Annotated in this window: 19 protein-coding genes, 1 pseudogene and 1 riboswitch; of the genes and pseudogenes, 9 read left to right on the forward strand and 11 right to left on the reverse strand. The window is 70.2% G+C overall.

Translation table 11 applies throughout. From position 1 onward, the window contains the following. Window positions 1-603: 603 nt before the first annotated feature. The 3 genes from ACQPZW_RS31260 to ACQPZW_RS31270 are packed head-to-tail and all read right to left on the reverse strand — an operon-like array spanning window position 604 to window position 3,385. Complete coding sequence (locus tag ACQPZW_RS31260) at window positions 604-1,197, reverse strand: IS630 family transposase (protein WP_433789630.1); 594 nt, start codon at window positions 1,195-1,197, stop codon at window positions 604-606. Beyond that, a complete protein-coding gene (locus ACQPZW_RS31265) occupies window positions 1,122-1,667 on the reverse strand; it encodes a helix-turn-helix domain-containing protein (protein ID WP_433788858.1) in 546 nt (181 codons plus the stop codon). Before ACQPZW_RS31265 ends, ACQPZW_RS31260 begins: the two co-directional genes overlap by 76 nt. Window positions 1,668-1,702: 35 nt before the next feature. Next, complete coding sequence (locus ACQPZW_RS31270; protein WP_433789631.1) at window positions 1,703-3,385, reverse strand: recombinase family protein; 1,683 nt, start codon at window positions 3,383-3,385, stop codon at window positions 1,703-1,705. A gap of 200 nt (window positions 3,386-3,585) precedes the next feature. On the opposite strand from ACQPZW_RS31270, the gene ACQPZW_RS31275 reads away from it, so the two are divergent. Further along, on the forward strand, window positions 3,586-4,323 hold the full coding sequence (locus tag ACQPZW_RS31275) for a hypothetical protein (protein ID WP_433789632.1): 738 nt from the start codon (window positions 3,586-3,588) through the stop codon (window positions 4,321-4,323). Further along, a complete protein-coding gene (locus ACQPZW_RS31280; RefSeq protein ID WP_433789633.1) occupies window positions 4,292-4,732 on the forward strand; it encodes a hypothetical protein in 441 nt (146 codons plus the stop codon). The genes ACQPZW_RS31275 and ACQPZW_RS31280 overlap by 32 nt, the downstream gene beginning before the upstream one ends. Window positions 4,733-4,949: 217 nt before the next feature. Here the strand turns inward: ACQPZW_RS31280 and ACQPZW_RS31285 are convergent, their stop codons facing one another. Further along, the gene (locus ACQPZW_RS31285) at window positions 4,950-5,276 is read right to left on the reverse strand and encodes an ArsR/SmtB family transcription factor (RefSeq protein ID WP_433789634.1); all 327 of its coding nucleotides are present in this window, start codon (window positions 5,274-5,276) and stop codon (window positions 4,950-4,952) included. Window positions 5,277-5,340: 64 nt separating this feature from the next. Between ACQPZW_RS31285 and ACQPZW_RS31290 the strand changes: the two genes are divergently transcribed. Then, the gene (locus ACQPZW_RS31290; protein ID WP_433789635.1) at window positions 5,341-6,408 is read left to right on the forward strand and encodes a flavin-containing monooxygenase; all 1,068 of its coding nucleotides are present in this window, start codon (window positions 5,341-5,343) and stop codon (window positions 6,406-6,408) included. Beyond that, a complete protein-coding gene (locus ACQPZW_RS31295; RefSeq protein WP_433789636.1) occupies window positions 6,405-7,235 on the forward strand; it encodes a hypothetical protein in 831 nt (276 codons plus the stop codon). Before ACQPZW_RS31290 ends, ACQPZW_RS31295 begins: the two co-directional genes overlap by 4 nt. A gap of 277 nt (window positions 7,236-7,512) precedes the next feature. On the opposite strand, the gene ACQPZW_RS31300 is transcribed toward ACQPZW_RS31295, so the two are convergent. After that, the gene (locus ACQPZW_RS31300; protein ID WP_433789637.1) at window positions 7,513-8,901 is read right to left on the reverse strand and encodes an MFS transporter; all 1,389 of its coding nucleotides are present in this window, start codon (window positions 8,899-8,901) and stop codon (window positions 7,513-7,515) included. A gap of 88 nt (window positions 8,902-8,989) precedes the next feature. On the opposite strand from ACQPZW_RS31300, the gene ACQPZW_RS31305 reads away from it, so the two are divergent. Next, window positions 8,990-9,586 carry a TetR/AcrR family transcriptional regulator gene (locus ACQPZW_RS31305; RefSeq protein WP_106330501.1) on the forward strand — a complete coding sequence of 199 codons (597 nt, stop codon included), beginning with the start codon at window positions 8,990-8,992 and terminating at the stop codon, window positions 9,584-9,586. 80 nt (window positions 9,587-9,666) lie between these two features. Here ACQPZW_RS31305 and ACQPZW_RS31310 read toward each other — a convergent pair whose 3' ends face one another. Next, the gene (locus ACQPZW_RS31310; RefSeq protein WP_433789638.1) at window positions 9,667-10,359 is read right to left on the reverse strand and encodes a hypothetical protein; all 693 of its coding nucleotides are present in this window, start codon (window positions 10,357-10,359) and stop codon (window positions 9,667-9,669) included. A gap of 105 nt (window positions 10,360-10,464) precedes the next feature. Continuing rightward, window positions 10,465-11,892 (reverse strand): MFS transporter, encoded by a 1,428-nt coding sequence (locus tag ACQPZW_RS31315; protein ID WP_106330499.1) that lies wholly within the window; start codon window positions 11,890-11,892, stop codon window positions 10,465-10,467. Between the two features lie 177 nt (window positions 11,893-12,069). Between ACQPZW_RS31315 and ACQPZW_RS31320 the strand changes: the two genes are divergently transcribed. After that, complete coding sequence (locus ACQPZW_RS31320) at window positions 12,070-12,354, forward strand: metal-sensitive transcriptional regulator (RefSeq protein ID WP_106330498.1); 285 nt, start codon at window positions 12,070-12,072, stop codon at window positions 12,352-12,354. Window positions 12,355-12,402: 48 nt separating this feature from the next. Beyond that, on the forward strand, window positions 12,403-12,681 hold the full coding sequence (locus ACQPZW_RS31325) for a heavy-metal-associated domain-containing protein (protein ID WP_106330497.1): 279 nt from the start codon (window positions 12,403-12,405) through the stop codon (window positions 12,679-12,681). 133 nt (window positions 12,682-12,814) lie between these two features. On the opposite strand, the gene ACQPZW_RS31330 is transcribed toward ACQPZW_RS31325, so the two are convergent. After that, window positions 12,815-13,531, reverse strand: a complete 717-nt coding sequence (locus ACQPZW_RS31330) for an alpha/beta fold hydrolase (protein ID WP_433789639.1) — start codon at window positions 13,529-13,531, stop codon at window positions 12,815-12,817. 768 nt (window positions 13,532-14,299) lie between these two features. Between ACQPZW_RS31330 and ACQPZW_RS31335 the strand changes: the two genes are divergently transcribed. Continuing rightward, complete coding sequence (locus ACQPZW_RS31335; RefSeq protein WP_106330541.1) at window positions 14,300-14,599, forward strand: metal-sensitive transcriptional regulator; 300 nt, start codon at window positions 14,300-14,302, stop codon at window positions 14,597-14,599. 15 nt (window positions 14,600-14,614) lie between these two features. On the opposite strand, the gene ACQPZW_RS31340 is transcribed toward ACQPZW_RS31335, so the two are convergent. Further along, window positions 14,615-15,814, reverse strand: coding sequence for a flagellar M-ring protein FliF C-terminal domain-containing protein (locus ACQPZW_RS31340; protein ID WP_433789640.1), 1,200 nt, complete (start codon window positions 15,812-15,814; stop codon window positions 14,615-14,617). A 454-nt stretch (window positions 15,815-16,268) separates the two neighbouring features. Beyond that, window positions 16,269-16,395: riboswitch (cyclic di-AMP (ydaO/yuaA leader) on the forward strand. Window positions 16,396-16,401: 6 nt separating this feature from the next. On the opposite strand from ACQPZW_RS31340, the gene ACQPZW_RS31345 reads away from it, so the two are divergent. Next, window positions 16,402-16,974, forward strand: coding sequence for a C40 family peptidase (locus tag ACQPZW_RS31345; RefSeq protein ID WP_433789641.1), 573 nt, complete (start codon window positions 16,402-16,404; stop codon window positions 16,972-16,974). Between the two features lie 88 nt (window positions 16,975-17,062). On the opposite strand, the pseudogene ACQPZW_RS31350 reads toward ACQPZW_RS31345, so the two are convergent. Both ACQPZW_RS31350 and ACQPZW_RS31355 read right to left on the reverse strand, forming a co-directional pair. Beyond that, window positions 17,063-19,324: pseudogene (locus tag ACQPZW_RS31350) on the reverse strand (heavy metal translocating P-type ATPase); the annotation flags it as partial. 12 nt (window positions 19,325-19,336) lie between these two features. Continuing rightward, a complete protein-coding gene (locus ACQPZW_RS31355) occupies window positions 19,337-20,302 on the reverse strand; it encodes a hypothetical protein (RefSeq protein ID WP_433789642.1) in 966 nt (321 codons plus the stop codon).

A 20,302-nucleotide genomic window follows, 5' to 3' on the forward strand; every position in this document is an offset into this window, starting at 1 on the left:
CATTGTCGTCATCCGACCGGAGCCCATCCACCACGCTGCGATACCTCCCCCTCGCCGTGGCGGGGCATCGCGGCGCTCACCTCCCCGGCGTCGAGGGAATCCTATCGACCACCTACGACATTCCGTGACGCCGAGATCACTCGATCGGACTGGACGACCGCCCCGGCATCCGTCGTTCCGCCGATGGGCGGCGGTCTGTGCCGTTCAAGCGAAGCGAACCGCGTTCCCGTCAGCTCGTCACGGATCAGCACCTGGCGGTAACGGTGGTCCCCTCGACGCACAACTTCATGGATGCGGTTGTCCTTGATGGTCTACACTCGCAGCACACCGGTACGGCCCGAGTCGGGCCTACGGTCCACTTCGATCGGGCCGCAGTAGACTCTGCATTCCCAGAATCGCCACTTCCGGCATGTCGTAGCCAAGGACATGCCCGCACCACCGCCAAGCGCCAATAGTTACATCGCGCGTGCGATCACCAGCGGTTTTAGGCGGCAGTTATAGACGGTGGGGGTTCAAGTCCCCCCTCGGACACGTTAACCCACACCAAGGTCATTCACGTTTTGGATGATTCTGGTGTGGGTTACTGAGCTTTTGGAGTCAGGGTCAGGGCGGTGCCAGACCGCTGGTGGCGAGGAATCCTGAGGCGAGACTGGGCCGGTACTGCATCCGTTTGAGCCGGTTCTTCGCCACCCGGAACAGGTCGTCGATGCCGCCGGGTGCGAGGTTGGCCATGCTGCGTTTGAGGCTGGACCACATGTTCTCGACGGGGTTGAGTTCGGGGGCGTAGCCGGGGAGGCGGTAGACGCGCAGCCATGGTCGGGCGGTGATCAGGGCGCGCATCTTGGCGGACTTGTGCTGGGGCAGGCCGTCCCAGAGCAGGACGATCGGCGCGCCGAGATGCTGGTGGGCGGCGTCGAGCAGGTCAGCGAAGTGGTCTTCGCCGAAGCCTTTCGGCTCGCCTTTTCGTCCTCGGTGGACCATGGTGCGGTAGATGATCCGCGGCTGATGTCCGGCGCGGTAGGCGACGATCCCGGCGAGGGAGAGTTTGCGTCCGTCGCGGCCGGCGACGGTGACGATCGGGGTGGTGCCTCGCCGGGCCCAGGTCCGGGCCCGGGCTGGTCTCAGCGAGATGCCGGACTCGTCGGCGAAGCAGATCCACGCGCCCAGCCTGCGCGCGACTCTTTTACCGCGGGCCACTGATACCGCTTGAAATGGTCGATGGCGGCCTCGTCGCGTTCGGCGGCCCGGTGGACCGGCTGTTGCGGCGTGTAGCCAGCGCGGCGCAGCGTTTCCCACACGGTGGCGATGCCGACGGTGAGGTGGAACATCCGGCCGATCAGCGTGCGGACCCGGGCCAGCGTCCAGCGCTGGTCCTCGTCCCAGCCCGCCGCGGCCGGGCCCTGCTCCAGTCTGTCGATCAGCTTCTGGACCTGGACCTCCGACAGCACGGGGTCGGGTCCGGGTGCCCCCTTGGAGGCCAGGGCCTGTTCACCGCCGGCCTTCCAGGCCCGCCGCCACGCGTACGCCGACTTCGTCGAGATCTCCAGCTCGGCGGCCACCTGCGGTGCGCTCACTCCGTCAGCGAACATGCGTGCCGCCTGCCGGCGTATCTGTTCCCGGCGGGCGCGTTGCTGCGGGCCGACCCCGCCGCCATCCCCGTATCGCATGCCCTAAATAGACACCGCTGCCATACAGCTAGGAATCACCCAAAGCGGCGATATGGACATGCGAGTGACCTCAACTCCGATAGCTCAGTAAATGCTTTCCGCCGCTGATGCGGAATGACCGACAGACCCGGCAACGGCAACTGCGCAGACTCCGGCGGCGCCTCCGGCTCGTCTTCCGCTCTTTCGCATGCTGCGCCTGGCTGGGGTGCCGGGACATCGGTACTCGCGCAAGCCGTGTCGGCGCCGATGTCGAGGGTGATGCTGACTGGCGTGCACACGAGCGTGTACCCGCGCCACCGCAACTGCCGGCCCAACTCCCCACCGTCCAGCACCCGCGGGTCAACGCCGGCATGGTGCGCCAACTGATGACGGGCCTCCGCCACCACCTGGTCCTCCCGCAGGTAGAGGATCTTCGCCCGGTCCGGCCGCACATCACCGCCGCTGGTGTAGCCGTGCCGACACCGGTACCCGGCCCGGCCGTGCACCCACTGCCCTTCCAGCCGGCGCCCGCACACCCCACAGATCAACAGACCGGTCAGCTGGTAGCGGTGCGGGTTCGCGTCGTCCAGGACGGCGAGCGCGCTAATCTGCTGGGCCCGAACAAAGTCCTGCTCGCTGACCAGCGGCGGGTGCACCACTGCGGCGGAGATCACCCACTCGTCCCGGTCGTTCCAGTGGTGCGACGGCTTCCGGCCCTCCGGCCGGCTGCGCTTGTCCCCCGGTCGCACCTCGTGATGGTCGATTCCCTGCCGGTTCCACACCTGCCGGCCGGTGTACCGCGGGTTCTCCAGGATCGCCGCGACCGTGCGCACCGTCCATGACGTGCCGCTGCGGTGCGGGTTCCGGGCCCGGTCGTACGCCGACGGCGACGGCGTCCCGTTCGCGTTCAACGTCCGCGCGATCCCCGCCACACTCCACCCGGCCAACCGCTGCGCAAACATCCACCGCACCGTCGGCGCCGTCACCGGATCCGGATCCAACCGGTGCAACCGCCTGCCCCACCGCGCATGCGCCGCATTCGGATGCGAACCCGCATCCACCAACCGATACCCGTACGGCGGACGGCCACCCAGATGCCGACCCTGATCCCGCGCCTGCACCCGCATCGCCGCAGTCGTCCGGAACCGCGCCCGCAGAATCTCCCGCTGCGACTGCTGCCCCAGCATCACCATCATCGCCTGATGAACCGGATCCCCCGAATCGACCGGCCCACCCATCTCCGGCAACCACAACCCGACACCATGCTCGTCGAACAACGGCAACAACTCCTCGAACTGCCGGGTAGAGAAGGCCCGCTCGAACTCCCCCACCACAATCGCATCGAACGACCGCCCCGGACCGGCGACCGCAGCCAACAGAGCAGCCGCCTGCGGCCGCCGCGACCACGGCAGACTCCGCGAGCAACCGGCGTCGAAATAGCTGGCAACGATCACCCCATGACCGGCGATCAGGTGCAGGGCGCTGTCACGCTGCCAGCCCCGCGACGACAGATCATCCTGATACTCCACGGTCGACATCCGCCCGTAGAACGCGAACCGCAACGCCCCGACCCGCGTCTTCTGCGACTGGCCGCGCACTCGCGTCGAGCCAGGACGGCTGGTCAGCCAAGCGTCCATCAGATCAGCGGCAGGCGGCGTCATCACGTTCACCCCATCCGGTTCGGATGCAGGTGGGAGCAAGCCGGCCAGCGACGATGACGCCGCATCGAAAGCGATCACCTGCTGGAGTGACCGCGGCAGTCATCGATCAACTGTCGGATTCGCCTGCTCATCGCTGATCCTGCGGGTCGGCGGTCGAGCTCGGTCGGTCAGGCCACCATCGCTTCAGGCTGATCGAGACGATGACCAGCTTCGACCGTCGCCTACTCTGGCGATGTTCTTGTTAAGGGAACAGCCCCGAAGTCTTCTAACCTGATCGCATGCTGAGGCTCGGGGAACTTCAGAACGTCGTGAGCCGCGACGCCGCTGCCGCGATCGCGGGCATGCCGTCGTTGGCGGCGAAGTGGGCGGCGCTACATAGTTCCGGTGTTCCTGCTGCGGCGTTGCCGTATGTTCGAGCTTCATTCCAGGTGCAGTCGATGCTGGCGTGGTCGAGCGCCCAGGGTGTGATGACGGGTCCGGCCGGTAGGGCTGCGGCACAGTATGCCGCCTGGTCGGCCGTGCGGAACGCCGGCAAGATCGCCCTTGAGTGCCACGCGTCGGCCCGAGTCTTGGCTGCAGTGAGCGGCGGGTGCGTCTCTCCCACGCTCATGGCGGCTCTTGACTTCGCGCACAGCTATCGGGGGAAGGGCAGGCCGACCGCCAAGCAGGTAAGGCACAACCGTGCCCGGTTGCTTGAATTGAAGGCGGCCGTCGCGGAGCTGCGCAAGCTCCGGCAGGAGCACCGAATTCCGGCAGAGACCGCCGACCTGGCCGTGAAATTCGTCAAGGCGATCAGCGAGGCGGTCTTCCGGGCCGCTTTCATGATCCGGCTGCAGGTCACGCAGACCGTGCCGCCGAACAACATCGTCCATGCCACGCCTCGCAAGGTGCGTGGACCCAACACCGCGGGCCGACCCCGAACCATCGGCCTGCGGGACGGCGCACGGACGAACCGTGGCCTCCCGTTCTTCCTGGGAGACCCACGTGTCCGACCTGAACCTGGCATCGTTTGCTGAACTGCTTCCGGATTTCCCTGACCTGACACCGCTCGTCTGGGCAGCCGCCGGGGCGGTCGGCTTGTTCGGTGCTTCCCTTCTGCTGTTGCTGCCGTTCACGCTTGTGGCCGGGCCGGTCGGTGAGAATGCCCGGCACGTGTTCCGTGACGTACTCGGCGTGTTCCACCACCTCCTCGAAGTACTCACATCGTGGCGGGGCCCCGCCGGTGAGCAGGCCACGAGTGTGCCCGGACGACACCTTGCTGCTGGTCGTGCAGATGCACCGGGCCGGATGGACGATGCGCGCCATCGTGGATGTGCTGAACACCTCAGGTATCCCGACACCGGGCGGCTGCCAGTGGTGGTGGCCCTCGTACGTGTCTCGCCTGCTGCACCGTGCGGCTGCACGCCGGCTTCTCGCCGCCGCTGATCCGTTCGCTGAACTGGCAATGATGACCGGGCGGCCGGCCGCGCAGCTCGATGAGGCCCTGGGCGCGTCACATCGCCTCGACGGTGGCTGCACCGATTCTGCGGTGCCGCCGGGCAAGGCTTCGGCGGCTGCCGGTGTGAGCGAGTGCCTGGCGGGTAGCCGCCTCGAGTGTGCGGCTGGCCGAGTTGTCTCTGCTCGCGCGGCTGGCGGGGTCGGCTCAGGAGCCGTGCGTGTCGGCCGACGCGGGCGGGCAGCAGCAGGTGAGGTAGACCTGCAGGTCGGTGATGCGGGCGTTGATGGCGGTCGGGTCGGCGCGGTAGCGGACGAGTTTGCCGTCGCGGGTGGAGGTGAGCAGGCCGCCGCGCCGCAGGATGGCGAGTTGTTCGCTGGCGGTGGACTGGCCGAGGCCGCAGGCGGCGGCGATCTCACCGACGGTGAGTCCCCGGCCGCCGACGAACAGCATGAGGATCTGCTGGCGGGTCTCGCTGGCGAGGGCCTTGAGGAAGTCCCGGGTGGGGCCGTCGAGCGGTGTGGGTGTGGTCATCGGCTACCAGTGTCCCCCCGAGCTTTCATTTCGTCATTTCCCGATGTAACGATACATTGCTGGCATGACTTTCGCAGACCTCGTCGTCATCGGTGGCGGCCAGTCCGGTCTCGCCGCCGCCCGTGCCGCCGCGCGGCGTGGGCTCCGTGCGCTGGTGCTGGACGCGTCGCCCGGGCCCGGCGGCTCGTGGCCGGCCTACTACGACAGCCTCACGCTGTTCTCGCCGGCCCGGTTCTCCGGCCTGCCCGGCATGCCGTTCCCGGGCGATCCGGACCGATATCCGGTACGCGACGAGGTCGTCGACTACCTCACCGCGTACGCCGGGGCTCTCGACGCCGACCTCCGCTTCGGCACCCGCGCCGAACTGGTCATCACCGAGGACGACGGCGGGTTCACGGTCCTGGCGGGCGGCGAGGCGGTACGGACCCCGTCGGTGATCGCCGCGAGCGGCGGGTTCGGCACGCCGTTGCGGCCCGCGTTGCCGGGCCTGGACTCGTTCACCGGCCGCGTGCTGCACGCCGCCGAGTACCGCAGTCCCGGCGGGCTGGCCGGGGCGCGGGTGGTGGTGGTCGGTGGCGGGAACTCGGCGGTGCAGATCGCCACCGAGCTCGCCCAGGTGGCGACGGTCAGCATCACGACGCGCGGGCCGCTGCGGTTCCAGCGGCAGCGGATCCTCGGCCGTGACTTCCACTGGTGGCTGACCAGGTCCGGGCTCGACACCTCGCGGTGGGGACCGCGGCTGGCGCCCGGGACGGTGCCGGTGATCGACGACGGCCGGTACCGTGCCGCCGTCAGCGTCGGCCGGCCGGATCACCGGCCGCTCCCCCAGCGATTCGACGACAACCGGGTCGTCTGGTCCGACGGCACGTCCGAGCCGGTCGACGTGGTGCTGCTGGCCACCGGCTACCGCCCGGACCTGCCGTATCTCGCCGGGACCGGCGCCGTTGATGAGCACGGTGTCCCCCGGCATGACGGCGGGGTGTCGACGGCGCTGCCCGGGTTGGGTTTCGTAGGGCTGGAACGGCAGCGCAGTTTCGCCTCGGCGACCCTGCGCGGTGTGGGCCGGGACGCCGAGTTCGTGCTCGACCGGGTGCTGCGGCGGGCGGGCCGTCACGTCGCGGAGGTCCGGTGAGCACGGCCGCGGTCGCGGTTCTGCTGGTCGCGTCGATGCTGGCCGTCGGCACGGCGGCGACCGTCGACGACTTCCGCGCCCTCGTCCGGCGGCGCGGGCTTCTGACCGTCGCGGTCGTGTTCAACGTGATCGTCCTGCCGGGGCTGGCGGTCGTTCTTGTCACGGCGGCGGGCCTGCCTCCGGAGGTGGCGCTCGGGGTGGTGCTGGCCGCCGCGGCTCCGGGCGGCGGCACCGGCGCGCTGCTGACGTTGCACGCCCGGGGTGATCTGGCGGTCAGCACCGGGCTTCAGGTGGTGCTCGGCCCTCTGGGGCTGGTGGCGGTGCCGGTGTGGACGGCGGCCGCCGGGCAGAGCGTGGTTCCGGCGGGCGCGCTCGGACTGCTGGTGGTGGGCGGTGGACTGCTCGGTCAGGTGGTGCCGCTGGCGGCGGGGATGTGGCTACGCCGGTCCCGGCCGGGGCTCGCGGAGCGGATCCATCCGGTGGCACGGCGCGCGGCCGACGTACTGCTGGCGGGTTTGGTCCTGTATTTCCTGATCACCGGCCTGGGGCGGCTGTCGCGGGTCGGGTTGGCCGGTGTCGCCGTGATCGAGGTGCTGGTGATGGTGAGCCTGACGCTGGCGGCACTGCGGTGGCTCGGGACCGGGCCGCAGCGGCGGGCGGTGACGATGACGACGGGGGTCCGCAACCTGACGCTCGCCCTGTTCTTCGCCGCCGCCGCGTCGCCGACCGTCGTTCTCACCGTCCTGGCGTACGGGCTGCTCATGTACGGGATATGTGTGCCGGTGGCGCTGGCGCTGGCCCGTACGAAGCCGGTAGCCGCGCTCTGACGCCTGAGTGGTCAGCCGCGGCCGGCGGCGGATGCCATGGCGTCGACCGGTGCGGGTCTCGGTGATGTGGCACGGGTGAGGATGCCTCCGGCGGCGACCAGGCAGGCGCTGCCGATGGCCGCCAGAGCGATCAGGTATCCGCCGGAGCTAGCGAGCAGGCCAGCGGCGGCGAGTGGCGCTCCGGCTTTGGCGAGGGTGACGCCCGCGGCGAGGGTGCCGGCGATGCGGCACTGGGTCTGGGCTCGAGCTGACGCCAGCGCGGCAGCCCGGCGGCGGGTCAGTGGTCGGCCGTCGGGCGGCTGGGTGTCAGCAGGGCAGCGATGACGGCGCCCACGGCGGAGGCGATAGCGGCGACGAGGAATCCGTTGCGGAAGCCGGCGAGGCTGTCGCTGGCGAAGCTCGCAGCGGCGACGCTGGAGACGACGGCTGCGCCGACGGAGGCACCGAACTCGTGGAAGGTGCTCACGATGCCGGAGGCGACGCCGGCCTCCTGGGGTGCCACGTAGCCGAGTGCTGTGGCCGAGGCGACGACGAGCAGGGCACCGGTTCCGGCGGCGGCGAGGGCGACACCGGCGGTGACCGCGAGCGGTTGGAGGGTGATGGCGGGGACTGTCATGCCGGCTGCGGCGGTCAGCAGGGCGGTGATGGCGAGGGGCCGCGCGCCGAGGCGGCCAATGAGGGTGCCGGTGAGGTGGGCGCCGAGCATGGTGATGATGGCGACGGGCAGGAACAGCAGGCCGGTGTGCAGGGCGCCGTAGCCGCGGGCGTGCTGGAAGTAGAAGGTGCCGAGGAAGAAGGCGGCGACCATGAGTGCGGTGGCCATGAGGATGAGGAACGCTCCGCCGGCGACGGGGCGGCGAGCGAGCATCGTGACGTCCATCAGCGGTGAGCGGGCCTTCTTCTGCCACGTGGTGAAGGCGGTGTAGCCGATCGCGGCAGCCAGCACGAGCCCGCCGGTGGCGAGGGTGAGCCAGCCGTGGTCACCGGCTCGGATGAGGGCGTAGATGAGGGTCGCGGTGGCGCCGGTGACGAGTAGCGCGCCGAGGATGTCGAGTCGCGGGCGCGGGTTCTGGCCGGTGGTGGCGGGCAGCACGACGGCGAGTGCGGCGATCACGGCCAGGCCGATCGGGACGTTGATGAAGAAGACCCAGGGCCAGCCGGGCCCGCTGGTGATGAGACCGCCGAGCAGAACACCGAGGGCCGCGCCGCCACCGCCGAGAGCGGACCAGACGCCAAGGGCCTTGTTGCGTTCGTCGCCGGCGAACAGGGTGACGACCAGTGAGAGCGCTGCGGGCGACAGCAAGGCGGCGCCGACGCCTTGGGCGATGCGCCCGCCGATCAGTACCTCGGCGGATCCGGCGAGTCCGGTGGCCAGGGATGCGGCGGTGAAGACGAGCAGGCCAGTAAGCACGACCCGCTTGGCACCGATGAGGTCGGCGATGCGGCCGCCGAGCAGCATGAGGCCGCCGAAAGTGAGGGTGTAGGCGCTGACAGTCCAGGTGATCGCGGCGCGGCTGAGCCCGAGGTCGGTCTCCATCTGCGGGAGGGCGATAGCGACCACGGTGACGTCGAGGATCAGCATCAGTTGGGCGACGCCCAGAAGAGCGAGGAGGCGCCATCGCAGCGGATGCCGGGTAGTGGTCTCTTGGATTTCGTGTGTGGTCATGACACCCTCCGCGATAACTCGTATGCCCGTGTACGACTTACAAGCGGAAGGTTAACTCGTACATTCCCGTACGGGATAGAGTGGTGGCATGGTTTCCGCCGACACCCGCCCGCGGCGGCGCGCCGACGCCGAGCGCAGCATTACGCGCATCGTGTCCGCTGCCCGGGAGTGCCTCAGCCGCGATCCGGACGCGACCATGGAGGACATCGCCAAGGCGGCCGGAGTCGGGCGGATGACGGTGTACGGACATTTCCGGACCCGCCCCGGGCTGGTCGAGGCCGCCCTCGCCGAGGCGCTGCGAGCCGGTGAGCTGACGCTCGGCAGCGTGGATCTGACCGGCGACGCGCGGCAGGCGATGAATCGGCTGCTGGCCTCCAGTTGGTCTCTGGTCGCGGAGTCGGCGGCGCTGCTGTCGGCGGCGCAGCGGGTGCTGCCCGAGGGGCGCCTGCGGGAACTGCACACCGGTGCCGCGGACCGGGTGGAGCAGTTGATCGGCCGCGGGCAGGGCGACGGCGTTTTCCGGACCGATATGCCGGTGACGTGGCTGGTCAACGCGGTGCAGTACATCCTGCACGGTGCCGCGGAGGAAATCCGTCTGGGCCGTCTCGATCCGGCAGAGGCGTCCGATGTCGTGACCGCCACCGTGCAGTCAATCCTGGCCGCTCCGGCACACACCGGCTCCTGAGATTTGTCTGCCGACGCAGCGGAAGGGACCGAGCCCGCCTCGCGGTGCGGCGAAGGCGGGCTCATGGCGCCGGGAATGGGCTATCGGTTCAGCCGTGGCAGTCGTACGGCGAGGGCCGTGGTGGCGGCGGCGAGGGCGAAGCCGGTCCACGGCTGGGCGGTCTGCAGGGCGAACCCGGTGACGGCGAAGGCCGGGAGCAGGACGGCGTAGGCGATGCCGTGCCAGCGCAGCCGACGGTCGGAGCGAGCGATCGCGGTGCCGAGGACGATCGCGGACACGATCAGGAAGGACGTGGCGGTCAAGGCGACGATGAAGAAGGCTGGACCGTAGGCGGTGTCGGCGTTGAGGGCGGGCATACCCGGCGTCCCGGCGAGGTGGGCGCGGCCGATGCCGGGCTGGACGAAGGTGGCGCTGCCGAAGGTCGAGGCTAGAAACACGTTGGTGATCGTGGTCAGGACCAGTCCGGTGATGGCGGTGCGGGCGGCGCGCCCGTTCGCCAGGAACACGGTGACCGCGAAGGCGCCGAGGACGGCCAGGGCTGCGCCGAAGATGCTGGCGCCGAGGTGGCTGATCAGGAAGACGTCGGTGGTGATGTAGCGGGCGTAGGCGTCGAAGTCGTCGATGCCGGGCTGGTGGGTCCAGGTGCTCAACCCGAGCAGGAGGCCGTAGGCAGGTAGTGCCCATAGTCCGGCGCGGGCGGCGCGTCGCGCTCTGCTGCTGGAAGCGGTGGCGTAGGCAGGGTGAGCGTTGGTGTCATTCAGGAGCGTGGGCATCTCGATCGTCTCTTTTCGTTGCGGGTGATGGGTGGGCCGGGGTGGGCCCAGCGCTCCGCCGGAGCCGGTCCGGTTCCGGCGGAGCGCTGGGACAGCACCCGGTGGTCATCGGGTGGCCGGCGTGTTCTCGGGTTGCGTGGCGGCGGGCTTGCCGTTGCGGCCGGTGAGGGTGATCGCGGCGAGGATGGCGGCCGCCAGGGCGATGCCGGCGGCGCCGAGCAGGGCGGCCGAGTAGCCGTCGGTGAGGGCGGCCGGGTCGCCGAGGGCGTCTGCGCCGTGGGCTGCGGCGACGGCGGTCATGGCGGCCAGGCCGAGGGCGGAGCCGATCTGGTAGCTGGTGTTGACGATGCCGGAGGCGAGACCGCCTTCCTCCGGGCGGGCGCTGGACAGGGCGGTTCCCAGCGACGGGATGAACGCCAGGGCCATGCCGAGGGCGGCGACCAGGGAGGCGGGCAGCACGTCGGTCAGGTAGCTGCCGGTCGGGCGGATCAGAGCGAGCCAGGCCAGGCCGGCGGCCAGCACCGCGAGACCGGCGACCAGGGTGGTCTTGGTGCCGAATCGTCCGATGACCCGTGGGGCGAGGACGATCATGCCGACCATGATGAGAACGGTCATCGGCAGCAGCGCCGCGCCGCTGGGGAACGCGCTGAAGCCGAGGACCTGCTGCAGGTACAGGTTGAGGAAGAACCACATCGGGATCCACGCCGCGCCGAGCAGTAACTGGGCGAGGTTCGCCGCCGTCAGGTTCCGGCTGGTGAAGATACCCAGCCGCATCAGCGGCTGACGGCGACGCGCTTGGATGATCAGGAACGCGGCAAGCAGGACCGCCGATCCGGCCAGCGTGAGCCAGGTCGAGGCGGAGTTCCAGCCGGCCTGCGGGGCGCGGACGATCGCGTAGACGGCGGCGGCCAGGCCGCCGGTGACGGTGAGAGCGCCGGCCAGGTCGAGGGAGCCGGGGCGGTTGCCGCCGGCGGGCATGAGCGCCGGGGTGGCGATCAAAGCGAGGACGGCGATCGGGATGTTGAGGTAGAACACCCACGGCCAGCTGACGTATTCGGTGATGACGCCGCCGAGGAACACTCCGGCGGTGCCGCCGGCCGGTGCGGCCGCCCCGTACAGGGCGAGGGCCTTGGTGAGTTCGGCGGGCCGGTTACCGAACAGCATCATCAGCAGGGTCAGTGCGGACGGGGCGATCAGTGCGGATCCTGCGCCCTGTACGGCGCGGGCGGCGAGCTCGAGTTCGACGGTGCCGGCCAGGCCGGCGGCGGCGGAGCCGGCGAGCAGGATCGCCCAGCCGGTGGCGAAGATGCGACGGGCGCCGTACAGGTCGGACAGGCGTCCGCCGAGCAGCAGCAGGCCGCCGAAGGCGACGACGTAGGCGTTGAAGACCCAGGACAGATTGCTCGGGGTGAAGCCGAGGTCGTTCTGCATCTTCGGCAGGGCGACGCCGATGATCGAGGTGTCCATGATGACCATGAACTGGGCGAGGGCGATGAGCGCGAGCGCCCACCACCGGTGCGGACTGCGGGACATGACCGAACCTCCTTGGTACCCCCAGGGGGTATCTGCTTTCCGGCGTCATTGTTACCCCGGGGGGTATATGCGGTCAAGGGTGTGCGTCGATTGACTTCCGCGTCACAGCGTTGGACGTGCCGCTTTACCGAGATACCCTAGGGGGGTACGGTAGCAACTGCTGGAGGGAGCCGGGTCATGGCTCACGGCTACATCACGGACAAGGACGACTATCTGAAGCGGCTGCGCCGGATCGAGGGTCAGGTCCGTGGCCTGCAGCGCATGGTCGACGACGAGACGTACTGCATCGACATCCTCACGCAGGTGTCCGCCGCGACCAAGGCTCTGCAGACCGTGGCACTCGGGCTGCTCGACGATCACCTCGCGCACTGCGTCGTCGGCGCGGCCCGCGACGGCGGACCGGACGCCGACGCGAAGCTGAAGGAAGCCTCCGACGCCATCGCCCGCCTGGTGCGGGCGTGACCTGCTCCCCCAGCTCAGTACCAGTCACACGACAGCAAGGAGAAGCCGATGTGCGGCAGCGACACCGCTTGCGCCTGCGCCACCACGACCCCGGCCACCGAGCCGGCGACGGCGCCGGACGACACCCGGACGGTGTACCAGGTCGCCGGGATGACCTGCGGCGGCTGCGCCGGCCGGGTCAGTAAGCAACTCACCGATGTTCCCGGCGTGCGTGACGTCAGCGTCGACGTCGCCACCGGCGCGGTCACGGTGACCAGCGCCGCGGCGCTCGACGATGACAGCGTGGCTGCGGCCGTCGCCGCAGCCGGCTATCAGCTGGTGCACTGACCGAAGGGAAGGCGTCAGTGCAGCTTTGGCGGGAGGGCACGCCGTCCGCTCTCCCGCCAAGGGACGTCCTCATTTCCGCTTGTCAGCGGCGTTGTACGAAGGCGACCAGTTCGGTACGCCACCCAGTGCCGCTTCACAGCAGTGTCCGCAGGTCGGTGATGAACCTGCGGGCGGCGGCGAGGGACGCGAATCTGCCCGGGACGTCGTAGACCTCCTGTCGCCACGTGTCGGCGGCTTGCGGATCCGTCTCGGGCTCGGACGGTGGCCGGCTGTGCACGGCGAGCCGGGTAGGGGTGACGCCGATCGTGGCGGTCGCCGGGCGGCGGTGCCGCAGGCCGGTCGCGTAGGCGGCCAGCAGGCGCGGGTCATGCGAGGTTTGCAGCAGGCCGCGGTATTGCTCGGGGATCTCGGTGAGCTGCAGGCCGCGCAGATAGGTGTCGACGTCGGCGCACAGGCCTGTGGCGGGGATCGGGTCGACGGCTACCACGGCGTGGGTGGCGTAGCGTGCCGCGAACAGGGCCGCCAGCGTCGCTGACGGGCCGTGCCCGACGATCACCGGTGCGCGCCGCAGTTGCAGGCTGTCGACGAGCATGGCCAGATCGTCGACGAGGTCGTCGGGTTCGTAACGGTCCCGGCCAGGCGAACCGCCATGTCCGGGCAGGTCGACGGCGACGACGGTGGCGTACGGGCGCAGGTCGGCTGCGGTCGGCCACCAGCACGTCCGGTCGAACAACACCGCGGGGATGAAGACGACTGGCCGGCCGGTCCCGTCCCACAGGTCGAAGCACCACCGTCCCCCGGCAGCATCGAACGGGTGGGTGGTGCGCAGCGGCGGCAGGGTCTCGGTCACGGCAGCGCCCCCGCGTCCGGCAGGTGGCGGCCGCCGGTCGAGCGATGCGACTGGGACTGGCGCTGGCGCTGATGGGTGAGCAGGGCAGCGGGGAGGGCGTGAAGGTTCACGAAGGTTCGGCTTTCCGCGCAGGGAACAGGTGGACACCACCGCCGGGCGGGGCGTGACGGCCGGCTTTGCCGGGCCCCGGGCAGGCACGAGCGCACATCCGGCGATGCCGGGATGCGTATGCGTGCGCGGTGTCCTATATGCGGCTTACACCGAGTTGGGTCAGGGTGACGGCGGGTGCCCGGGATGCGATCGGTGGCACCGCCGTGTGGGGTGCGCTGGTGTCGGCGCAGGCGGTCATCGCCGGAAGCGCGACGGCGCCGGCTCGCACGGCGGGTTCGGCGACGGGGGCGCTGACCTCGCAGTGCCCGGCTGTGGTGTCTGCCGTCCGGGCTGCCGTAACGTGCTGCCCACTTGCCGCAACGCCGTGATCCGAAACGCCGTGGTGATGCCCTGCGGTAGCCGAATGCCCCGCATGGTGTGCGCCGGTCGGTCCGTCGGCGCAGTGTGCGCTTTGCACGAGCCCGACACCGGCCAGGGTGATCACGACCAGCAGCCAGCGCAGCAGCCACGGGGCTGCCGGCTGGTGGGATCGGGTCACCGGGCCAGGTTACGACATCGCGGGCTCGGTGACCGCAGGCCACTGCAGCGGGCACGGCGACTGCCGGGACGCGTCCGCAGCCGCACCGGCTGATACCGGTGCCGGGTATCTTGCACGGCATGAGTGAGGCAAAACCGGCCGGTCCGCACGGGTATTCGGCAGAGAAACAGGCGCTGATGGCCCGGCTGAAGCGGGTCGAGGGGCAGATCCGCGGATTGCAGCGGATGGTCGACGAGGACACCTACTGCATCGACATCCTGACCCAGATCTCAGCCGCCAAGAGCGCCCTGCACGCGGTAGCCGTCGGCCTGCTCGAGGATCATCTGAAGCACTGCGTGGTCCACGCCGCGGCGGAGGGCGACGTGGACGCAAAGATCAAGGAGGCGAGCGCGGCGATCGCCCGCCTCGTGAAGTCCTGAGCCGGCCGCCTGTTCTTACCGGCCGGGGTCGATCCATTCTCGCAGCTGCTGCGCGGTCTGCGCCGGGTCGACCGACTCGACCGCCCGTTGCTGTCGTCTGTCCTCGTCGAGTGCAGTAGCGATTGCCGCAGCCGGGACCGGAGTGCGCTGGATGTGCAGTTGGGCACGGAGCAGCTCTCGCCGGTCGGCTGCCGCCGAGGCCGCCGCGGCCCGGCGCCGTTGCTTGCGGAGGGCCAGCAGCGCGGCACAGGTCAACAGGATCAGAACCGCGGCGATGAGTGCCGTCCTTAGCGCGGCAGGGGATGCGGTGCCGGGCTGCGCGACGGCGTTGTCGGTGGGAGTGGCTGTAGCGGTGCGCATGGGCATGGCGGCAACCGTCACCCGGTCGCCGCGGCCGGCATCAACACCGGCGGCTACGGCGATGAGTTCACGGACCTGAGCCAGGTCGAGGTTCGCCGCGGCGGCTTCATCGACGAGGACGGCGACGCTCAGTCTGATGATGTCGCCGGGGGCTTCCCGGCGGGTCTCGTGCAGTTCGTCGAGGGCGTTGACGCGCGACGCGCTGCTGCTGTCGTACCGGGTGCCGCCGTTGTCGCCGATGTAGGAGCGCTCGCTGATCCGTTCGGACAGGGCACCGGCGGACGGATCCTGCTGGTAGGTGGTGCGGGAGGTCGCGACCTGGTCGAGGTCGAGTTCGACGTTGGTGGTGACCGTTGAGCGGCCGGGGCCGAGCACAGTGTCCAGCATGTGCTGCAAAGCGCCGCCCAAGCGGTCCTGGAAGGCCGCGGTGGTGGCATCAGCGGCGAGCACCGCCCGGGTGAAGCCGCCGGTGGCCGGCGAAACGGTGTAGCCACCCGCGGTCGCCTGTCGCTGCGCCATGGTGGCCGCGTATGCGGGCGCGGCGCCGAAACTCGCGCCTCCGGCCAGGGTCAGCGCCACGAGCGCGACGATCAGCCTCCCGGCACGCCCGCCGCGGGGCGACGTGCCCGTGCCCAGGGCAGACGGGACGGAGCGATTTCTCACAGCCTGCCTCTCACAGTTTTTGAACGCCGATCGACCGCCGTGATGGGTGAGACTTCGTGGTCGGGCGATGCGGTTGATGGGGTCTGCCTCATCGCTCGACGGCACGGCTGGTTGAAAGGTCCGGTGGTTGCGGCTCGGTTGCATCGGCGCACCGACCGTCTTGGGTGCGGTCGTCGCCGCAACGGACACCATCGGGCATTCACACCGTGACCCCTGCTTCAGGGATGGCCATCGGTTCGGGCGACGAGCGTCGGACGGTCGGCCACAATGAACCGACCGGCAGTCGCGTCGGACGCGACGAACCGGGGAACACTGCCGGTGCCACCCCCAGCTACCACGTACGAGATCGAGTGTTCCCTTTCACAGATCAAAACCACTCTCGGTTCACCATGCATGAGCAGCCCGTGTCGACAAACCTCGCATCGGTCTTCCAATCGGACACGTCTCGGCACGCCAGTCACTGAGTGTGATTACCTCCGGGAGCTGGGATCGGCGCCGACTGGGCTATCAAGGAGGGGCGGCGAGCACAGGCTCGCCGGTCGTGCCGACCTGGACCACGCCGAGCCCTGCCCCGGTCCGGCGGCACAACCCGCATGACGAGTCATGAGGCATTCGGGGGCAGGGACGGGGGAACCACGAGCGGTCTTCGACCGGCACGCCGCACCGCGGCGACCGGGACATGAGGACCTTGGGGTGAAGCCGCCAGCGTGCGGCCGGGCAACCTTCGCGCCCGAATCCGACAGCTAACCTCGCAGGCGTGCCGGAGGGATTCCTTCACCGTGCGCGTAAGCACCCTGAGCCGGCCCGCCCGTACCCTGGAAGTCGGCGCTCTCGCCCTGTCCGTGGGTCTCGGTCTTCTGACCGGCGGGCTCGGCACACCACAGTCCGCCTCCGCCGCGACGGTCGCCACCACACAGGTGTCCTCGCAGACCAGCGTGGCGTTCAGCCAGACCGGCATCACCGTCAAGGCGGCGGCGTCCCAGGCCGCCAAGTCCAAGGCGGCCGCGAACCGGGTCATGACCGAAGCGGCGAAGCACAAGGGCAAGAAGTACAAGTTCGGCGCGTCCGGCCCCAAGCGGTTCGACTGCTCCGGCTACACGATGTACGTCTACAAGAAGGCCGCGGGCAAGAAGCTGCCGCACAAGGCCCACCTGCAGCAGCGGTACGGTAAGGCCGTCGCGAAGTCCAAGGCCCGCGCGGGTGACCTGATCGTCATCCGTACGGGGACGAAGGGCACGCACGCCGGCATCTACGCCGGTGGCGGCAAGATGTGGGCCGCGCCGCGAACCGGCAAGACGGTCACCAAGCAGAAAATCTGGAGCAAAAACTACGTGGTCCGGCGCCTGGTCTGAGTCGGCTCCCCAACCGACCGCGCACTCCTCCGGGCATAACACAGTGCCGCCTGCACCCGTCCTTGGCGGAGGTGCAGGCGGCACTGTCCTTCGTGATGCTGGTGAAGCGGCGCAGCCGCAGGCTGTTGGCGACGACGAACACCGAGCTGAACGCCATCGCCGCGCCGGCGATCATCGGGTTGAGCAGCCCGGCCGCGGCCAGGGGCAGGGCGGCGACGTTGTAGGCGAAGGCCCAGAACAGGTTGCTCTTGATGATGCGCAGGGTGCGCCGGGACAGGCGGATCGCGTCGGCGGCGGCCATCAGGTCGCCGCGGACCAGGGTCAGGTCGGAGGCCTCGATCGCGGCGTCGGTGCCGGTGCCCATGGCCAGCCCGAGGTCGGCCTGGGCCAGGGCGGCGGCGTCGTTGACGCCGTCACCGACCATCGCCACGACCTTGCCCTGTTCCTGCAGCCGCTTGACGACGTCGACCTTGCCGGCCGGCAGGACTTCGGCGATCACCTCGTCGATGCCGACCTGTCCGGCCACGGCCCGGGCGACGGTCTCGTTGTCGCCGGTGAGCAGCACCGGCGACAGACCCAGCGCCCGCAGCTGGGCGACAGCGGCCCGGCTGGTCGCCTTGACGGTGTCGGCGACGGCCAGCACACCACGGGCCTGACCGTCCCAGCCCGCGACCACGGCGGTCTGCCCCGCCGCGTGAGCGGCATCGACGGCCTGCTCGACGTCGGCGGGCACCATCAGACCGGCCTGGCGCAGCAGTACCGGGCGGCCGACGTGCACGGTGTGGCCGTCGACGGTGCCGGTGACACCGAGGCCTTCGGTGTTGGCGAATCCGGTCACCTGCGGCAGCGGCGCGCTGTCAGCTGCTGCGGCGGCGATTGCCTGGGCGATCGGGTGCTCGGAGGCGGCCTCGACCGCCCCGGCCAGGCGCAGCAGCCGCTCGCGGTCGACGCCGTCGGCGGGAACGACGTCGACCAGGCTCATCCGGCCGGTGGTGACGGTGCCGGTCTTGTCCAGCACGACGGTGTCCACGGTCCGGGTCGACTCGAGGACTTCGGGGCCTTTGATCAGGATGCCGAGCTGCGCGCCGCGCCCGGTGCCGACCAGCAGTGCCGTTGGGGTGGCCAGGCCGAGCGCGCAGGGGCAGGCGATGATCAGTACGGCGACGGCGGCGGTGAACGCGGCTGTCCAGCCGGAGCCGGTGCCCACCCACCAGCCGAGCGTGGCGACGGCGAGGCCGATCACGATCGGCACGAACACGCCGGAGATCCGGTCGGCGAGCCGCTGGACGGCGGCCTTGCCGGTCTGGGCCTGCTCGACCAGTTTCGCCATCTGCGCGAGCTGCGTGTCGGCACCGATCCGGGTAGCACGCACGACCAGCCGGCCGCCGGCGTTGACGGTCGCGCCGACCACCGGATCGCCGGGGCCGACCTCGACCGGTACGGACTCGCCGGTCAGCATGCTCGCGTCCACGGCCGAGGTGCCGTCCTCGATGACACCGTCGGTGGCGATCTTCTCGCCCGGCCGCACCACGAACCGGTCCCCCACCGCCAGGTCGGTGACCGGAATGCGCCGTTCGATGCCGTCGCGTAGCACCGCGACGTCCTTGGCGCCGAGTTCCAGCAGGGCTCGCATGGCGGCGCCGGCACGGCGCTTGGAGCGGGCCTCGAAGTAGCGGCCGGCGAGGATGAAGGTGGTGACGCCGGCGGCGGCTTCCAGGTAGATGGCGCCCGCGCCGTCGGTGGTGCCGATGTCGAGGCTGAACGGGTGCGTCATGCCGGGGACTCCGGCGGTGCCGAAGAACAGCGCCCACAGCGACCAGCCGAACGCCGCGATCGTGCCCATGGAGATGAGCGTGTCCATGGTGGCGGCGCCGTGGCGCAGGTTGGTCCAGGCCGCCTTGTGGAACGGCCACCCGCCCCAGACGACGACCGGCGCGGCCAGGGTCAGCGACAGCCACTGCCAGTAGGTGAACTGCCAGGCCGGCACCATCGCCAGCAGTACCACCGGCACGCTGAACGCGATCGCCGTGAACAGCCGGGTCCGCAACGCGCGCAGTTCGTCGACCGGCTGTGCGTGTTCGGCCGGGTCGTCACCGGGCTGTTGCGGTGGCGGCGGAAGCTTCGCGGTGTAGCCGGTCTTCTCGACGGTGGCGATCAGATCCTCGGCGCTGATACCGTCGGGGTAGGCGACGCTGGCCTTCTCGGTGGCGTAGTTGACGGTCGCGACCACGCCGTCCATGCGGTTGAGTTTCTTCTCGATCCGCGCGGCACAGGAGGCGCAGGTCATGCCGCCGATCGCCAGCTCGATCTGGTTCGGGGCCACGGGCAGCGGCCCGGCGACGGTTGCCATGACGCTCTCCTCCTAGTCGTGGGTGTGGCCGTCGGCGCCGTGCCCGGACGGGCTCGGCGCGGCAGAGGCGGTCGGCGGCGCAGGGCTCGGTACACCGGTGACGGATCCGGCAACGGCGGTGAACTCAGCGGTGCGGACCTTTCCGTCGTGTTGGAAGTCCAGGTACAGCCGGTAGGCGCCGGTGGAGGGCACTTCGGCGTGGAAGCCGACGTCGGGGCCGGCCGTGGTGCGGCCGTCGCCGGGTTCACCGTCGGGGTGCACGTGCAGGTAGGCAAGGTCACCGTCGCGCAGCGCGACCAGGTGGCCGTACGCGCCGAGGTACGGCTGCAGGTCGGTGACCGGCTTGCCGTCCTTGCTGACCGACAGGGTCACCTTGGATGAGGCGCCGGGCGTGAGGTCGCCGGTCAGGATGACCGTGTAGCCGTCGACCGTCGTGGTCCGAGCGGCCGCGGGAAGCGGGGTGGGCCGGTAGTCGCCAGCGGCGGGCACGTCGGCGCCGAGGGTGAGGCCGTCGTGGCCGGAGGGCTTGAAGTCAGCGAAGACCCGGTACTGCCCGGCCGCGGGCACCGCCAGCGGGATGGACCAAATGCCGTCGCTGCCGAGCTCGGGGTGCACGTGCTGGAACCCGGATAGGTCACGGCGGACCACGATCAGGTGCAGGTCCTTGTCGTGGGTGGTCGTGTAGGCGGTGACCGGCCGGTTGTCCGGTCCGGTGATCTGGAACCGGAACGGCTGCGGCGTACCGACCGGCAGGCTGCCGCTGAGTGGGGTGAGCCGGTAGCCGTCCTGGCTGATCTGCAGGCCGGCCGGCAGCACTGCTGTCGGGGTGTTCTGCTCGGGTGGTGTGCTGGCGTGGCCGCCGTGCGCGGCCGGGGTGGCGGGTGTGGCTGCCGGGAAGAGGCTGCCGAGGCCCAGGGCGGCCGTGAACACGGCCGCCAGCCCGATCCCGAAGCCGCCCAGCTTGATGGCGGTGTTCAT

Source organism: Actinoplanes sp. CA-252034, from assembly GCF_050956125.1.
In the GTDB taxonomy this organism is placed as follows: domain Bacteria; phylum Actinomycetota; class Actinomycetes; order Mycobacteriales; family Micromonosporaceae; genus Actinoplanes.

What these genes read in the sequence shown, in the direction of transcription:
- ACQPZW_RS31265 (WP_433788858.1), bottom strand. Translation starts at nt 1,667, where the DNA reads ATGCGATACGGGGATGGCGGCGGGGTCGGCCCGCAGCAACGCGCCCGC.
- ACQPZW_RS31315 (WP_106330499.1), bottom strand. Translation starts at nt 11,892, where the DNA reads ATGTCCCGCAGTCCGCACCGGTGGTGGGCGCTCGCGCTCATCGCCCTC.
- ACQPZW_RS31335 (WP_106330541.1), top strand. Translation starts at nt 14,300, where the DNA reads ATGAGTGAGGCAAAACCGGCCGGTCCGCACGGGTATTCGGCAGAGAAA.
- ACQPZW_RS31285 (WP_433789634.1), bottom strand. Translation starts at nt 5,276, where the DNA reads ATGACCACACCCACACCGCTCGACGGCCCCACCCGGGACTTCCTCAAG.
- ACQPZW_RS31290 (WP_433789635.1), top strand. Translation starts at nt 5,341, where the DNA reads ATGACTTTCGCAGACCTCGTCGTCATCGGTGGCGGCCAGTCCGGTCTC.
- ACQPZW_RS31305 (WP_106330501.1), top strand. Translation starts at nt 8,990, where the DNA reads ATGGTTTCCGCCGACACCCGCCCGCGGCGGCGCGCCGACGCCGAGCGC.
- ACQPZW_RS31310 (WP_433789638.1), bottom strand. Translation starts at nt 10,359, where the DNA reads ATGCCCACGCTCCTGAATGACACCAACGCTCACCCTGCCTACGCCACC.
- ACQPZW_RS31340 (WP_433789640.1), bottom strand. Translation starts at nt 15,814, where the DNA reads ATGGTGTCCGTTGCGGCGACGACCGCACCCAAGACGGTCGGTGCGCCG.
- ACQPZW_RS31355 (WP_433789642.1), bottom strand. Translation starts at nt 20,302, where the DNA reads ATGAACACCGCCATCAAGCTGGGCGGCTTCGGGATCGGGCTGGCGGCC.
- ACQPZW_RS31325 (WP_106330497.1), top strand. Translation starts at nt 12,403, where the DNA reads ATGTGCGGCAGCGACACCGCTTGCGCCTGCGCCACCACGACCCCGGCC.
- ACQPZW_RS31320 (WP_106330498.1), top strand. Translation starts at nt 12,070, where the DNA reads ATGGCTCACGGCTACATCACGGACAAGGACGACTATCTGAAGCGGCTG.
- ACQPZW_RS31300 (WP_433789637.1), bottom strand. Translation starts at nt 8,901, where the DNA reads ATGACCACACACGAAATCCAAGAGACCACTACCCGGCATCCGCTGCGA.
- ACQPZW_RS31275 (WP_433789632.1), top strand. Translation starts at nt 3,586, where the DNA reads ATGCTGAGGCTCGGGGAACTTCAGAACGTCGTGAGCCGCGACGCCGCT.